Origin of the sequence: Humibacillus xanthopallidus (assembly GCF_006716675.1) — a bacterium.
Lineage (GTDB): Bacteria > Actinomycetota > Actinomycetes > Actinomycetales > Dermatophilaceae > Humibacillus > Humibacillus xanthopallidus_B.
Window position 1 is genome coordinate 174235 of the sequence record NZ_VFPM01000001.1, and the last position, 14903, is coordinate 189137.

13 protein-coding genes are annotated in these 14903 nt (G+C 70.7%); 2 read left to right on the forward strand and 11 right to left on the reverse strand.

Annotated elements, in window-relative coordinates; all coding sequences use genetic code 11:
* Positions 1-3 precede the first annotated feature (3 nt).
* The 11 genes from FBY41_RS00780 to FBY41_RS00830 form a co-directional block, all read right to left on the reverse strand.
* Positions 4-1485 carry an ATP-binding protein gene (locus FBY41_RS00780; protein WP_141841532.1) on the reverse strand — a complete coding sequence of 494 codons (1482 nt, stop codon included), beginning with the start codon at positions 1483-1485 and terminating at the stop codon, positions 4-6.
* 118 nt (positions 1486-1603) lie between these two features.
* Entirely contained in the window at positions 1604-3157 is a 1554-nt protein-coding gene (locus FBY41_RS00785; protein ID WP_141841533.1) for an SCO6880 family protein, read from the reverse strand.
* 17 nt (positions 3158-3174) lie between these two features.
* Entirely contained in the window at positions 3175-4644 is a 1470-nt protein-coding gene (locus FBY41_RS00790; RefSeq protein ID WP_185748825.1) for a hypothetical protein, read from the reverse strand.
* Positions 4645-4646: 2 nt separating this feature from the next.
* Entirely contained in the window at positions 4647-5696 is a 1050-nt protein-coding gene (locus FBY41_RS00795) for a hypothetical protein (protein WP_141841534.1), read from the reverse strand.
* Positions 5696-6007 (reverse strand): hypothetical protein, encoded by a 312-nt coding sequence (locus FBY41_RS00800; RefSeq protein WP_141841535.1) that lies wholly within the window; start codon positions 6005-6007, stop codon positions 5696-5698. The genes FBY41_RS00795 and FBY41_RS00800 overlap by 1 nt, the downstream gene beginning before the upstream one ends.
* Positions 6004-6861, reverse strand: a complete 858-nt coding sequence (locus FBY41_RS00805; protein WP_141841536.1) for a hypothetical protein — start codon at positions 6859-6861, stop codon at positions 6004-6006. The genes FBY41_RS00800 and FBY41_RS00805 overlap by 4 nt, the downstream gene beginning before the upstream one ends.
* On the reverse strand, positions 6858-7061 hold the full coding sequence (locus FBY41_RS00810; protein ID WP_141841537.1) for a hypothetical protein: 204 nt from the start codon (positions 7059-7061) through the stop codon (positions 6858-6860). The genes FBY41_RS00805 and FBY41_RS00810 overlap by 4 nt, the downstream gene beginning before the upstream one ends.
* 81 nt (positions 7062-7142) lie before the next feature.
* Positions 7143-7955, reverse strand: coding sequence for a hypothetical protein (locus FBY41_RS00815; RefSeq protein ID WP_141841538.1), 813 nt, complete (start codon positions 7953-7955; stop codon positions 7143-7145).
* A gap of 504 nt (positions 7956-8459) precedes the next feature.
* Positions 8460-8879, reverse strand: a complete 420-nt coding sequence (locus tag FBY41_RS00820; protein ID WP_141841539.1) for a hypothetical protein — start codon at positions 8877-8879, stop codon at positions 8460-8462.
* Positions 8876-9355 carry a hypothetical protein gene (locus FBY41_RS00825; RefSeq protein WP_141841540.1) on the reverse strand — a complete coding sequence of 160 codons (480 nt, stop codon included), beginning with the start codon at positions 9353-9355 and terminating at the stop codon, positions 8876-8878. Before FBY41_RS00825 ends, FBY41_RS00820 begins: the two co-directional genes overlap by 4 nt.
* A 110-nt stretch (positions 9356-9465) precedes the next feature.
* The gene (locus tag FBY41_RS00830; protein WP_141841541.1) at positions 9466-10932 is read right to left on the reverse strand and encodes a Fis family transcriptional regulator; all 1467 of its coding nucleotides are present in this window, start codon (positions 10930-10932) and stop codon (positions 9466-9468) included.
* A 192-nt stretch (positions 10933-11124) separates the two neighbouring features.
* Between FBY41_RS00830 and FBY41_RS00835 the strand changes: the two genes are divergently transcribed.
* Positions 11125-13269, forward strand: a complete 2145-nt coding sequence (locus FBY41_RS00835; protein ID WP_141841542.1) for a hypothetical protein — start codon at positions 11125-11127, stop codon at positions 13267-13269.
* Positions 13270-13271: 2 nt separating this feature from the next.
* Positions 13272-14903 (forward strand): class I SAM-dependent DNA methyltransferase, encoded by a 1632-nt coding sequence (locus FBY41_RS00840; RefSeq protein WP_141841543.1) that lies wholly within the window; start codon positions 13272-13274, stop codon positions 14901-14903.

Genomic DNA, 14903 nt, shown 5'->3' on the forward strand with positions numbered 1-14903 from the left:
CTTTCAGCCCGCCGCCGCGAGGGCTTGGTTCGTGAACGTGAGGTTCCGTTCGATCGGGTGCAGGACGGTGGCGACCTTGTAGTGCTGGTCGCCGACGCACCACAGGGCGCGGCCCTTGCCCTGCATCGCCCAGCCGGTGACGAGGTCGCGGGCGATCGGGCCGAGGCCGAGCATCGTCTCGAGCTCGGCCGCGACGGCCCGGTCCTGCCCGTGCAGGATCTTGATGTCGGCCAGGTGCAGCAGGTCCTTGGCGATCGCGACGGCCTGCGAGCCGCTGTCGCCGGCAGAGAGCAGATCCGAGGGTTTGTGGGCGATCGCGAACTGGACGTCCCCGTCGCGTCGGGACAGGCGCAGGTCCGCGTCGAAGCTCTTGACGGCCTCGGGGCCGAGCCGCAGCTGCTTCCATGACTCGTCGCGGACCACGACCCGCACGTCCCCGGGGGCTGCGAGCTCCCGCATCCCGCGGCCCCAGGAGTTGAGGCAGGTCAGGGCGATGCCGACGGCTTCGTCGCCGAGGGGTTCGAGCCGGGACAGGCTCAGCGACTGGATCGGGGCGGCCCAGTCCACCTGAATGGTCGTGTGGTCATCGAAGAGGCCGGCCAGTGCCCCGGAGACGAGCTGCCCGAGCGCGTCGCGCAGCATCCGGGTGTCGTCGAGGAAGTGGCGTTCGTCGGCGTACCGGCACTGCGCGACGAGCTCGCTCGTCGGCGCGTCGAGCAGCCGCCACAGGTGCGGGATGGTCGTCTCCCGGAGCCGGGTGTTGCCGTGGGCGTAGCCGGTCAGGTGTGCCAGCGCGGCCTTGACGACGACCTCGTCGGTAGGCCCGAACGGCACCCGCCGGTCACCGATGCGTTGGGAGCCGACGAGGCCGCGGACGAGGGTCAGCCAGCGGGCGAAGACGATCGCCGCGCGGCCTTGCGCGGCCTCGGCGCTGAGCTGGTCCCAGCCGGTGATCAGCGGACCGAACGCGAGCGGGTTGATCCGTGCCGGCAGGCCGTGGCCGATCGCGAAGGGTTCCACGCCGAGGAACCGGCAGAGCGGCTCGTACTCGTCCTTGGGGTCGCCGAGGACGAGGACGCGGTAGCCGAAGTCCATCATCCGCAGGCAGAACGCCTTCGTCGTGGCGGACTTGCCGCGGCCGGGTTTGCCGAGGCTGAAGATGTTGGGGTTGGTGACCGGGACGGTGTCGTCGAGGACCCAGCCGAGCGGGTCGGCGTAGAACGATCCGCCGGAGAGCAGGTCGATCCCCATCTGAGCCCCGGTTGGCGGCAGACCGGGGGTGGAGATGAACGGCCACAGCACCGGCGCCTGCTCGGAGGTCATCCGCCACGTCGAGACCGGCGCCGCCCCTGATGCCCACCCCCGGCCGGGGCGGCGGGCCCCCCGCGGCGGGACGTGCCGGAACAGCCGGGCGTCCTTGGGCGGGTGCAGGGCGGGTGCGGCGGAGGGCAGCTCGTGTCCGAAGTCCGACAGCAGTCGCGACATATCCCTACCCTCGCCGCCCCGACCGCCCCGACCGCCCCGGCCGCGCCGTTTGCTCACGTCGATCGACCTCACGTCAAAGGGATTCATGTCGCGCGGTGTCATGTCAGTCCGCCCCCCTTCAATCGGCTCGTCGGGTGAGGCTGACCCCGAGCGGAACGGTCGACGCGGCGAACGCGACGTCCTGGGCGAGGTCGAGGCGCAACGGGGCGAAACCGGCCCGTCGCACGGACGCGTCCAGGTCGCGCCCGAACGCGGAGACCCGGGCGGTCTTGGGGACGGTGACGGTCACGACGGCATACGGGCGGGTGAGGCTGTTGCCGCGGGCCAGCTTCGCGTCGAGGCGACGCACCTTCTCGCTCTCGTCACTCGCCTTCGCCCGCTTCTTGACCTTGGCGCGGTGCCGCAGCTCGTCGCCGATGTCAGCGGCCCACTCGCTCGTGGCGCTTTGCCGGTTCGCGACCGACGCGGTCAGGATCGGGTAGCAGACCATGAAGGAGCGCCGCTCCCCCGGCGCGGTCGGAGTCAGCGCGGGTGCGAGGGCTCCCATCGCGGCGCCCCGGACGGGCAGCTTCACCGTCGAGGAGATCGAGTTCCACGCGTCGTGGCTGTAGTGCCGCACGGCCGGGTCCGCCCCGGACGGCCCGGCCATCGCCCACGGCACATCCGCATTGATCCCCGCGTTGATCCCCGGGTTGCCCTGAGAAGTGGTGGTGGTGTCGGCGGTGGGGTTGGTGTCGCGGCCGGCGAGGGCGTCGATGATCCCGGCCCGGTCACCGGGCGCGAAGCCGGTGCGGCAGGCCAGCGCCAGCTCCGGGCTGGTGAGCCAGGCGACGCTGGTCATCCCCATCCCGCCGCGCAGCTGCGCCTCGAGCTCGTCGGCGAGGCTGTAGAGCACGCGGGCGCGGCCGTCGAGGCCGCCGCCGGACTCCTTGGCCTCCCGGGCGAGCCGGCCCTCGGGGACGACGACGGTGACGAACGCCTCGGTCCGGACGCTGGCCCGGGTGAGGTTCGCCTGCAGCTCGTCGTTGACCTGACGGGATGCCAGGGGTCCGGTGGCGCGGCGGTGCCTGGCGATCCACTGGTCGCGTTCGGCGCCGTCCTCCGGGACGGTCCGGACCAGGAACACGACCGCGTCGACCAGCTCGGTCCGGGCGGCGAGGTCGATCAGCTCCCCCAGCCCGGCGCCGAGTCGTTCGCGCTGGTCGAGCTCGGCCAGGCCGATGCCGGGGTGGATCACCGACGCGGTCAGCGCCCACGTCCGGCAGCGGTGGTCCTGGATGATCGCGGCCCTGCTGGACGTGGCGCCGCGCGGGGGGCCGTCGTGGATCCGGACACCCTGGAGCACCCCCGGCAGGTCCGGCTCCTCGAGCGAATCCGCCTCTCCCGTGGACGCTTTCGACCGGAACCGGGTCCACCCGGCGAGGCCCCCGACCGCGAACGACAGCGACGCGAAGACCCACCCCACCGCCGACCGTCCACGGACCGGCGTCACCGTCACCAGCACGATGAACGCCCACAGCAGCGTGAAAAGGGCCACCGACGTCCACGCCGCCTGCTGCATCGCCCACGCGATCGGCAGAAACGACAGCGCGACCGTGGTCAGCTGCCACCCGGACAGGCCGAAGAACCACCCGATCCGGGCCCTCGAGTAGTCGGAGTAGATGACACCCATGACACGCTCCCTCTCTCTTATGCCGGGACGGCGGGCACAGCGCCCGCGGCAGCCGCTCCACCTGTTCCACCGGCGGCGCCCGCAGTACCAGCCGGTATGCCGCTGCCTTCGCCGCCGCCGGACATCCCCGTCACCCCGGGGCCGGTCCCCGACGGCCTAGCGGGCATGGACGGTGCGCTCGGGAACGAGGGCTGACCTTTGCCATCCGTACCGCCGGTGCCGCCACTGCCGCCACTGCCGTTGCTGCCGTCGGTCCCGTTGCCGTCGGCGCCGTTGACCGCCGGGTTGTCGTCGTCGCGCCGCTGGTTGGGCTGCTGGTTGCGCTGCTGACTGTTGCGCCGGTCGGAGCTGAAGTCCGGGACGTAGCTGGAGTCCCCGACGCCCATCTGGTTGGTCAGGTCCGCGCCCATCGCCGCTCCCCTGGAGCCGACGGTCGCGACCAGACCCAGACCGGCTGCGGCGAGGCCGCCGAAGCGGCTGCTGGTGGAGCTCTCGCCGGCGCCCTCGGCCTGGGAGCGTCCGTGCTCATCCGTGCTCGACGCCGCCGCGGAGGTGGAGTCGCCGGTGCTGCTTTTGCCGGCGAGGACTCCGCTGAGGCCGCCTTGGGCGGCCATCCCGGCGCGCAGCGCGGCGCCGGAGGAGGTGCCGGGGTCGGTGAACGCGAGCAGGTTGAAGAGGGCGAGCGGGCTCGCGCAGCCGATGCAGATGAGGATGACGCCGGGCACTGCGGTGCCGATGGCCTTCTGCAGGTCGTCCGTCATCCCGGTGGCGACGCCGGAGGTCATCTGCACCCCGACGCCGAGGACGAGGACCATCAGGACCGGGGTGAACGCGGCGGCGTGGAACCAGCGGAAGCTCTTCCAGAACCAGCTGCGACCGAAGTCGGACGACAGGCCTGCCGCGGAGATCGGTGTGGTCGCGGCGAGGACCATGAGCGCCCCGGCGCGGGTCAGCAGGACGAGCAGGTGCCCGATGGCGGCGAAGACCAGCACGATGCCCATCAGCCCGAGCACGGTGGCGACGGTGCCGTCGGAGATGTCGGCGACGTCGATCGGGGTGCCGAGCGGGCGGAACTGCGCCCAGCTGTCGACATGCAGCAGCGTGGCCATGAGGGCCTTGGTCAGGCCGCCGCAGGCGGCGAGGACCGCGATGCCGTAACCGATCCAGGCGACCCACACGAGCAGGAACTGGCCGGTGCCGACGAGCACCTGCCCGATGGAGCGGCCGTCCCTGCGGAAGGCGGCGATCCCGAGCTGCGCCACCGTGAGGATGAGCATGAGGCTCAGCCCGATCCAGAACGTCACCCGGTAGAGCGACCCAGCGGGGCCGCCCTCGCTCAGGTCCGGGGTGGTGAAGTCGTCGACGATGCCCAGGACGAGCCTGAGCAGCCACAGGCCGGCGTTCCACAGGCCGAGCATCGCGGCCGTCCAGCCGTCGGCGATGACCTTGCCTGCAGCGGATGCGAGGTAGGAGAACGGGTCGAGCATGCTCAGGACCCCACGCTTCCGGCAGCCGCCCCGGCAGCGGGCACAACCCCAGGCGCCGCATCGGGCGCATCACCAGTGTCGGGACGGGCGTCGGGAGCGAGGGGTGCGTCGACCCAGGTCCGCCACCCTGCCTTGATGGCCAGGTCGGTGCCCGGCCACGTCGACGGCGCCGGGGCGGGGCTCGGTCCGGGAGCGATTAGCCACCGGCCCCCACCTGCCTCACGTCCCCCGCCATTTCCCGCTTCACCGGTGCCGTCGGCGCTTATGCCATCCGTCCCGCCGGTCCATTGCATGCGTTCGCAGTGGCCGTAGGCGACCCGCGCGTCGGTCGTGATGACGGCCTGCACGTCGAGCAGGACGCAGGCGAGCACCCAGTCGTCGCCGTCGACGCCCTTGACCATGCCGGCGACCGGGGTGACGCTGACCGTCACCCCGGGGTCCTTGCTCTGCCCTTGTCCGGCTGCGGCGAGGAAGGCCTGGACGTTGCGGGTGAGCGGCCAGTCGGCCACCTCGACGGCCCCGGTCAGTGTCCACTGGCGGTGGACGTCGTTGACCTGCGGGATGGACATGCCTTGCAGAACGGTGGATTCGATCGCGGCGAGCTGGGCCACTGCCCCCGCCGGGGTCTTCGGGAAACCGGTCGGGACGCCCGAGGGGCCGGTCCGCGTCACCGCCGGGATGAGCAGCGTCGGGGCGGGGTGGGCCGAGGGGACACCGCGTCGGGCACTGTCCGGGTCGACCTCGAGCATCGGTGCAGCAGCGACACGGTCGCGGTACGCCTGACCCCTCGCCGAGCCGGCCGGTGCATCCCGGCCGGCATCGCCGGGGATCTCGGCTCGAGTGGTCTCCCCGATGGCCGGGGATCCGGGTGAGGAGGATGCGCCGAGGGAACCGAGCGCGTAATAGACCGCCAGCCACAGGCCGACGAGGAAGACGAGCGCGGACAGCACACCGCTGGCGAGAACGGTCAGCAATTGTCGCCGGTCCCAGCCGCGGGCGGTGCCGTCGTGCAGAGCAGCGGATCGAGCGGGAGGTCGGGTGGCGGGTCGCATCAGACGCACCCGTTGCCGGTCATGGCGCTGACGATCCCCGGGAGGATGAGGTAGCCGATGACGGCCACGAACACCATCGCGAGGCCGACGACGCCGGCCTTGCTCGCGTGCGGCATGCCGAAGATGCGGCCGCCGACGACGGCGCCGATGCCGACGACGATCCCGAGGGTGAAGAGGATCCCAACACCCCACAGCACGTAACCCATGAGCTGGTCGGCATAGACCTGGGCGCCCGGTGGGGCCACCGGGCACACCTTGTGCGGCAGGGCGGCATACGCGGCCGAGGCGTTCTGGGCGGTGGCGGCGTTCATGATGGGAGGTCTTTCTCGTGGATGTCGGGACGGGCGAGCCGGAGCAGGGTGGCCGCCGCGCGGAGCAGCGCCGGCGGGAGGGGCTGGGAATCGAGGCCTCGAGCGGCGAGCCCTGTGTCGGTCGGGATCTCGACGAGCCGGCCGCACCGCTCAAGTTCCCGCGTCCGCGGGCCCTCGGATGCTGCAATCCCCCGCGGCCAGCGCGCGCGCCGGGGACCGACCACGCCGGCCACCACGTCGGCCACGTCGGCCAGGTCGTGGTCATCCAGCAGGGCGAGTGCCCCTTCGAGGCGGCGCAGTCCCGGCACGGTCGCCGAGGTGACCGCGATGACCGTGGGCGCGCGGCGCACTTGCTCGGCCAGCCAGGACGACCCAGCGAGCAGCTGACCCAGCTCGCACGAGACGTCAAGGACGCTGAGACCCACCGGTTGTGTCGGCGCGGCCGGCAACGGTACGTCCACCGAGCCGGTCACGTCCGCCGTGATGCGCTCGAGCAGGACCCGGTCGCGCCGGCCCTGCGACCAGCTGTTGCCGGTGTGGCCGAGCTCCGCGGTGGCTGCCGCGGCCAGTCCTGAGGCGGTGGCGGTGGCGCACTCGATGACCCGCGCGGCCCCTGAGGCAGTCGCGATCGCGACGGCAAGGGTGGTGGCGCCGGCGCAGCCGTGGCAACCGATGACCGTCAGGACCGGCTCGCTCGGCTCCCACACCACATCGGACGTCGACGTGCCGGGGGTTGGGGAGGTCGCGCGCCGAAGGTGGCCGCCGCTGCGGAACTGGCCGGCCTGCACGGCCAGCCACGCCCGCTTCAGCTCGTCCGTGCTCACCGCCCGGCGCGGGCCGGCAGTGGTGGTCACGACGGTCCTGCATCGGACGCCCTGCGGCGTGCGTCGAGGGCTTGCCGGAGCGCCTCGGGGTCGAGCCGTGAGAGTGCCACCTTGGCGCGCTGCACCTCGTGCAGCCGCTCGACGCAGGCAGCGAGCTCGTCGATCGTCGCGACCTCCGTGCTGGCGAGGTCCATCAGGCGCTCGGCGTCTCTCGGGTCTGTCTCTGTCACGGTTTCTCGCACGGTCTCTCGCACGGTCACTGTCATCACCTCGCCGCCTAAAGCCCGCCCGCATCGGCTGGCGGTCACCGGTCACGCCGGCACCTTCGCGGCCGTGACACCTCGGGCGTCCCGCAGGGCGCGGATGGCGCGGCTGGTGCGCCGGCGGACCGTGATGGCGGCGACTCCCCGCCGACCGGCGACCTCGGCGGAGACGCCGTTGCCGAGCAGCCCCGCGTGGCCACGCCCCGACCTCAAGGTCTGCTGCCGGTCAGCGGCCTGCGCGACGTCGACCAGCAGGGACCGGTCCTCGTCGGTGATGACGCCGCCCACGCATGCCCAGTCCAGCAGCTCGGCCAGTTCCTGCTGCGCCGAGGTCTCTGCGGGCTCGGAAGGCTCCGCCGACATGGCCTCCCAGATCGTCTCGGACGGCGCGACCGGGAAGGTCCTCGCCCACGTCGGGTCCGCCGCCGCCCCAACACCGAGGTCCCGCATGACCGCCTTGCGGGCATTCATCAAGATGTTCGCCGCGACCCGGTGCCCCCGCTGCCAGCGGAAGGTCCGCGCCTCCATCCACAACGCGGCCGCCAGCATCTGGTCGATCCGCGGGGACAGCGTGAACATCCGGGAAGCCAGAAGACTCACCCCCGGAAGCAGCACCCACGCCAGAGCCCCAGTCGCGACGACGTCGTCACCGCCCTCAGGCGAGGACAGCTCCGCCAACGCCAACAGCACCGCGTCGGCGTCATCGCGCTCGGCCTGCCGCAACCACGCCGGCAGCTCCAGCAGGTCCCCCACCACACCCAGCACCGGGTGGGCCGACACCCACCCCGGCCACCGAGACCGAGCCACCCCCAGGACGTCACTCTCCGGGTCACCCAGACCCAGCTGCGTCGCGACACTCATCATGAGCTCCTTCCGCCGTGTAGACACGGCAGGAAGGTCGCTCTCAGACATCCCCGGGAATGTCACCGCCTTCGGGCGCCCGCACCTGGGGGACGTGGTGCGCAGAAGGGGGGGTACAACGTCCTGACCTGCAACGATGCGACGTACCCCAGGAAGTCGAGATTCGCGCCGCGCCCTGCGAAACCTCGCCCGAAGGGCGCTTCGAAGTGATCTCGACCCGTCCTCGTGTCGCGACCCGGAGCAGACCCCAACCGCGCGGAAACGTCCCTGCCCGAGGTCTTGGCACTCTCCTAGACCGATCCGTGCAGAAGGCTCACGACAACCGCGCCGCGCTAGCGGTGGCCCGTCGTCACAAAGATGATCGACAAGGTGAGGTGGCATTCAGCTGGGGATGCTGGGTTGCTCTCGTGTCCGGTCCAAGGGGCTTTCTCGGGCCTTACGACGCGCTGACCAACGAGTTGACGGCGAAGGCTCACCAGCTCTGACCGCCGATACTCGGGCATTTCACGAGGCCGCGCCATTCGTGCCCAGGTGCGGCGACGAAGGCGATGACTCGTCATTGACCGACTCGGATGCGCGACGCCGGGGCCGCCGTTGGGTGGCCGACGTGCTCACGTACATGGCCATCCCCAGGACAAGGAGGGTCAGGAGGGCCGCTGGCCTGTCGTCGCGCTGCTCGCCCTGTCGCGCGATGATCGTGAGCAGGTCCCTCGCAGTCCAGCCATTGACCACCGACTGCTGTGGTGCGCCGCTGGCAGCCTTTTGGTTGATGCTGTCGTCGAGCAGAACGCTCGAGATGGCGGCGTCGCTCGTCGTGCTCCGGGGCGCCATCCCGAAGAAGACGCCGATGGCCGCGATGGCGAGGATGAGCGCTCCCACGATCCGCACGACGGAGCGCTGGTTGCGCGCGCTTGCAGCCTTCATCGCTTGGTCCAGTCGCTGCAGCCGCTGGACTCGAAGAACTTGTCGCTCTTCTTGATGGTGACGACGACCTGGCCGGCGCTGTTGCCGTTGTCGATGATCGAGCCGAGGCTGTCTCCTCCCGTGAGCCTGGCCCAGTAGCAGTTTCCACTCTCGGGCTTCTTGGACACGTAGGTGCCGGGCTTGACGTCGACTCCTACCTGGTAGGTGCCGTCTCCCGCCATTGCGACTGCCGGAGGCGGCGGTGGTGCCGTCACCGTCTTGGTCGGGCCAGGCACCTCCACGGTCTGCGTGACGGTGGGACCCGCGATGGTCTCCTGCGGCACCTCGGGGGCGGGCGCAGTGACAGTGACGGTCGGTGCCGTCGCCAGGGCCGCTGTGGCGGAGCTCTCGCCGCTCCCGCCTGACCCGGAGGCCGCACCGATGCCGAGGGCGACCAGAGCCGTGGCTCCGTATCCGATGACGTGCTTGATGTTCATGTTTCTTCCTTCAGTTGTCGGGCGCCACATGCCGCAGCACCCGGGATTTCGTTCTTGGTCAAGCTGAGCGGGCCAGCCGCCACCCCTCCGCAGCGACCGGCCCGCGTCTTTCAGGCAGCGCCGCTGGCGCGCCCGGTCTCGGGGGTGTAGTCGGCTTCGAGGTCGGCCGCTTCCATCGCGACGCCGGCCAGTGCATCGAGCGCCCGCGACAGGTGCCCCTCCACGCCCGTCTGCACGGTGTTGCACTCCTTGTCGATGGCGTCAGCGCCCCTGCGGATCGATCCGGAGGTGGTTCGGATCTTGTTGACTCGATCGAGCAGACCCATCGCAGCGACGATCTCCTCCTCGGCGGTCTCGAGCCCCTCGACGTCGCGCCGCGACGCGGCGGCCAGCGCACTGACGCGCATGAGTTGGACCACGGTGCGTAGCAGGTCGCTGTCGTCTGCTGCCGGGTCGAAGGCGATGACGACCCGGCGGGCTCCGAGCACGCGGATCGTCTGCCCCTTGTTCTGCTCCGCGGTGCGGACGACGCCGATCGACGCGGCCGCAGTGCGGTTGCGCTCCGCCTCGTCGAGGTAGTCGTTCCAGATGCGGCCGTCCGTGGAGTCGTGCATCTCGAGGACGACCCGGGCGGCTCCTCCCGCGATGGTCAGGACGCCGTCGCCTTTCTTGCAGCGCTGGATGGTGCCCATGAGTCCTCCCATGTCGGTGTACTCGTCGCCGAGGCCGGCTGCGATGCCCTCCATGACCGCGTTGACCTCCAACTCGAAGATGCTTCCCTTGAGGGGAGTGACGCTCGCGGTGCGCGAGACAGCCGCGGCTGCGGCCTTCTGGACCTCTACCGCCTTGGCGAGCTCGTCGACCTTGCCGACGAGAGCGAGGTGGTTCTTGTCCATCGCATCGCTCAGCACCTGCTGCTGGTCTGCGAGCGTCTTGGCTTGCTTGGCGAACGGCGACGTCGGATCGGCGGGGTCGAACTGACGACTGACCCTGACTAGCAGCTCGTCGGTCTGCTTGAACGCCTGGTCGCCGATCTTGCGGCCGACGGACTCGAGCACCGGCCCCAGCTTGGCGAGCAGCTCAGGGTTCTCGCCGCCGAAGATCCGCTCGACATCGGCGCGCAGCCCATCCGTCGTCGACTTGACCGTCTCGGCGTATGCCGCGCGCGTCGAGGCGCCGGTTTCAGCGATCACCTTGCGCACGTCGTCCGTGGCCTTGGCGACCGCCTCGGCAGCGGCCTTGACCGCGGATCCGGTGACGTCGGCGGCTTGGGCGCTGGACGCCTCCGTGCGGGCCGCGACGTCAGCGACGAGCCGTTCCAGCTCGAAGGTGTCCTGTGCTCCACCGGCGGACGCGATGGCCTGCGCCCCGACGGCGAGGGCCTGCGTGACGAAGCCGCCGAGGTCAACGCCGGCCATCTCCATGGCCGGCACCGCGACGCCGCGGCGACCGGTCGACCAGCGCAGCGCCTCGGTGGCGACAGCCGGGTCGACGACCGTGAGCTGGGTGATGACGAGTGCGCTGGCGGCGGGGTCGAAGGATGCCGCCGGAAGTGTGGGGCCCGAGTTCTCGTGCATGGTGGCCCTCCTGGGGTCCATCGGCTGCGACCGTCGCTGCCGTTGACCCGAGACTGGCTTCCCAATCCCTGTCTCGCTCGCTCGATGGTTGATAACCAGTGTTATCAGTGTTCGGTCGATTGATCTCCGCCATAGGGTTTAGCGTTGCCGCACGAACCCGGACACACCGGGCCCGCCACCGGAGAGGGGTACATGTCGCACCTATCGACCCTTCAGCTCTCCCTCTCCGACGTGGCCCGCCTCGCAGGTGTCCGTCGCCCCGTCGTGTCGATGTGGCGCAACCGTGAGCTCGCCGGCCACCCCTTCCCGAAGCCTGTCGCCGTCGCCGCCGGCCAGGAGCGATTCGACGCCTTCGAGGTTGTCGACTACCTCGCGGCGACGGGCCGTGGCAACAACCCCGAGGCGCGCGATGATCTCGCCGCGCATGCCCAACTCACCGCCATCCCCGACGTGGACGAGACGACCTCGTTCGACGGTCTGACCGCACTGCTGTGCCTTGCGGCAGTCACGGGCAACCCTCTGGGTGACCTGGATGGTTCCTCGCTGAGCTCGTTGGCTGACAAGATCGACTCGGACGACACGTTCCTCCGCCGAGAGATCGAGTCACTGGGCGCAGCCGGCCCGGTCTTGGCTGCTCACGCTGAGGCGCTGGCCGACGCGTCCTACTCCCCCGCCTCGGCGTTCGAGCTCCTGCTGCGTCAGCAGCTTGCTCGCACCCTGCCGGGCCACGCGGCGGTTGCCCTCAGGGCCGACGCTCAGGCAATGGTCGGAAGTCTCGCCTCGGCGCTGGCGTCCGAGAGCGGCATGGTCTCGCCCGTCTTCGTCGACGTGACCGACGGCAGCGGTGACCTGCTGCTCGCCACGGCCCGGGTGTATGCCGGAGAGTCGGCTCCCAGCCTCGCGTCCGTCGCGCTCGACACCCGATCGGCGCGTCTCGTGCGCCGCCGCCTACGGGTCCAGGACCTGCACCGGGTAGACGTGCTCGTCGATGACGCGGGCGACTTCGCGATTCCCGACCACACGGGCGGTGCGATCCACGTCCTCCAGCTCCCACCTGCCGGTCGACCATCAATGAGTGACGTCGAGGTCCTCGACGCGATCGCCGACCTCGTCGTCCAACTGCGCGACGACTCGCGCATCGTGGTGATCGGCCACGCGACCGCCCTGACGGACCGCCCTGGCTCCAACGCGGTGGACCGAGCCCGGGATGCGGTCCTGCGCTCCGACCGGCTGCGCGCGGCGGTCCGGCTGCCGAAGGGACTTCTCATCCGCTCGCCGCGCAGGCACCTCGCACTGTGGGCGCTCGGCCCGGCGCACCCCGATGTTGCCGTCGGAGACCGATGGACCGTCACCGCGGACCTTTCTGAACGCGAGCTCACTCCGACGACCGTCGAGGACCTCCTCACCGACATCGTCGCGGCGATGCAGAACGACGCGGCCGTGCGGCGTCACGCGTTCCGGTTCTCCCGACGCGTTCGCACGGCGTCGCTCCTGCCGGGGAGCCGGCCCCTCGTTGACAGACCGCACTCTCCCGTCAGGCGCCGCACTTCTGGCACTGAGCTGGTTGCCCTGATCGACCGGCTGGCGAACGAACTCCACTCCGAAGCCTCCGCCCTGAGAGTCGAGCCGACCGAGGCCGTTGAGCCTGCAACCGCGCCGCAGCGCACCCTCGGGGACGCGGTGGCTGCCGGCGAGTGCCGCATCATCTCCGGGAACCGAATTGACCCAGAACATCTGACCGCTGCCGACGGGCGCGTCGCGATCGGGCCAGACGAGCTGCTCGGGGCCCGGTCGCTCGAGGAGCGCCGCATCGACGTGCTGACGTTTGCCGGCACCTACCCGTCCGCGCGGTTCACCGAGGCCGGCGACGTCGTCTTCTGCACCACGCCGCGAATCGCAGCGATCGTCGACCACGACGGTGGGTCCGTCGTCGTCAGCCCGGCCCGCGTCGCACGGATAAGCCGCCACCCGGACCATGGCTGGCCGCCCCTGCTGCCCGACGTCCTCGCCAGCGACATCAATGCCATCGGCACCCCAGAGGAGTCCGGCGCGACGCGGCGGCCGGACTGGCGCCGGTGGCCGATCCGCCGAGTTCCTAGCCAGCAGCGCGACCACCTCGCCGCGACGCTCACGGCCCTCGAGCGGGAGCGGCAGGAACTGCGCACTCGACTCGACGAGGTCGAAGCTCTCGCCGCCGCCGTCACCGAGGGCGTGACCGCCGGGGCGCTGACGATCACGGCCCCGCCAACCAGCACGCCGGCATACGACACCGAACCGCAACCCGACACACCAGCTCACCCGCCGCGCACGAACTCGCCCACCACGGAAGGATCCTGACCATGCCGCCGAGGAAGAAGGTCGACCCTGCGCGCTCAGCCGCGCCGTCGACGATGAAGGAGCTCAAGGACACCCTGTGGAAGGCGGCCGACAAACTGCGCGGGTCGATGGACGCCTCGCAGTACAAGGACGTCATCCTCGGCCTGGTCTTCCTCAAGTACGTCTCCGACGCGTTCGAGGAGCGCCGCGGCCAGATCCGCGACGAACTCGCCGCCGACGGGTGGGACGAGGCGCAGATCGCGCCGCTGCTCGACGACATGGACGAGTACACCGCCCACGCCGTGTTCTGGGTACCGCCGACGGCCCGCTGGGGCTACCTCGCCCAGCACGCCAAGGGCCTGCCCGCCCAGGACGGGCAGCCGCACAAGAACATCGGCCAGCTCGTCGACGAGGCCGTCGACCTGCTCATCGGCGCCAACCCGTCCCTCAAGGGCGCGATGCCGCGGATCTACAACCGAGACAACGTCGACCAGCGCCGGCTCGGCGAGCTGATCGACCTGTTCAACTCCGCCCGGTTCACCGGCCAAGGCGTCTCCAAGGCCCGCGACCTGCTCGGCGAGGTCTACGAGTACTTCCTCGAGAAGTTCGCCCGCGCCGAGGGCAAGCGCGGCGGCGAGTTCTTCACCCCACCCAGCGTGGTGCGCACGCTCGTCGAGGTCCTCGAGCCGACCGAGGGTCGCGTCTACGACCCGGCCTGCGGGTCGGGTGGCATGTTCGTGCAGGCGGAGAAGTTCCTCGCCGCACACCACCAGGACAAGACCGCGATCTCGATCTACGGGGAGGAGCTCAACGAGCGCACCTGGCGCCTGGCCCGGATGAACCTCGCCATCCACGGCCTGAACGGCAACCTCGGCGCGGTTTGGGGCGACACGTTCGCGATCGACCTGCACGCCGACGTGCAGATGGACTACGTCATGTCCAACCCGCCCTTCAACATCAAGGCATGGGCCCGCAAGGAGGACGACCCCCGCTGGCGCTTTGGCGTCCCGCCCGCCACCAACGCGAACTTCGCCTGGATCCAGCACATCATCAGCAAGCTCGCCCCCGGCGGCAGCGCCGGCGTCGTCATGGCCAACGGGTCCATGTCATCCAACTCCGGCGGTGAGGGCGAGATCCGCGCGCAACTCGTCGAGGCCGACCTCGTCGCCTGCATGGTCGCCCTGCCCACCCAGCTGTTCCGTAGCACCGGGATCCCCGTCTGCGTCTGGTTCTTCGCCAAGGACAAGACGGCAGGTGCCAACGGGACCGTCGACCGGTCCGGCGAGGTCCTCTTCATCGACGCCCGCGAGCTCGGCTACATGGTCGACCGCGCCGAACGCGCCCTCGCCGACGACGACATCGCCAAGATCGCCGGCACCTACCACGCCTGGCGCGGCACCACCTCCGCGGTCGCAGGGGAGCTGACGTATGCCGACGTGCCCGGCTTTTGCAAGACCGTGTCCTTGGCGGACATCAAGGCGGCTGACTACGCCCTCACCCCCGGCCGCTACGTCGGCGCCGCCGAAGCCGAGGACGACGGCGAACCCATCGACGAGAAGATCCAACGACTCACGAAGGAGCTGTTCGCCCAGTTCGACGAATCCGCCCGCCTCGAAGCCGCCGTGCGCGAACAGCTCGGGAGGATCCATGTCTGA

Coding starts and splice junctions, on each gene's coding strand:
- FBY41_RS00830 (WP_141841541.1), bottom strand. CDS start 10,932: ATGCACGAGAACTCGGGCCCCACACTTCCGGCGGCATCCTTCGACCCC.
- FBY41_RS00815 (WP_141841538.1), bottom strand. CDS start 7,955: ATGAGTGTCGCGACGCAGCTGGGTCTGGGTGACCCGGAGAGTGACGTC.
- FBY41_RS00825 (WP_141841540.1), bottom strand. CDS start 9,355: ATGAACATCAAGCACGTCATCGGATACGGAGCCACGGCTCTGGTCGCC.
- FBY41_RS00800 (WP_141841535.1), bottom strand. CDS start 6,007: ATGAACGCCGCCACCGCCCAGAACGCCTCGGCCGCGTATGCCGCCCTG.
- FBY41_RS00785 (WP_141841533.1), bottom strand. CDS start 3,157: ATGGGTGTCATCTACTCCGACTACTCGAGGGCCCGGATCGGGTGGTTC.
- FBY41_RS00835 (WP_141841542.1), top strand. CDS start 11,125: ATGTCGCACCTATCGACCCTTCAGCTCTCCCTCTCCGACGTGGCCCGC.
- FBY41_RS00780 (WP_141841532.1), bottom strand. CDS start 1,485: ATGTCGCGACTGCTGTCGGACTTCGGACACGAGCTGCCCTCCGCCGCA.
- FBY41_RS00820 (WP_141841539.1), bottom strand. CDS start 8,879: ATGAAGGCTGCAAGCGCGCGCAACCAGCGCTCCGTCGTGCGGATCGTG.
- FBY41_RS00790 (WP_185748825.1), bottom strand. CDS start 4,644: ATGCTCGACCCGTTCTCCTACCTCGCATCCGCTGCAGGCAAGGTCATC.
- FBY41_RS00840 (WP_141841543.1), top strand. CDS start 13,272: ATGCCGCCGAGGAAGAAGGTCGACCCTGCGCGCTCAGCCGCGCCGTCG.
- FBY41_RS00795 (WP_141841534.1), bottom strand. CDS start 5,696: ATGCGACCCGCCACCCGACCTCCCGCTCGATCCGCTGCTCTGCACGAC.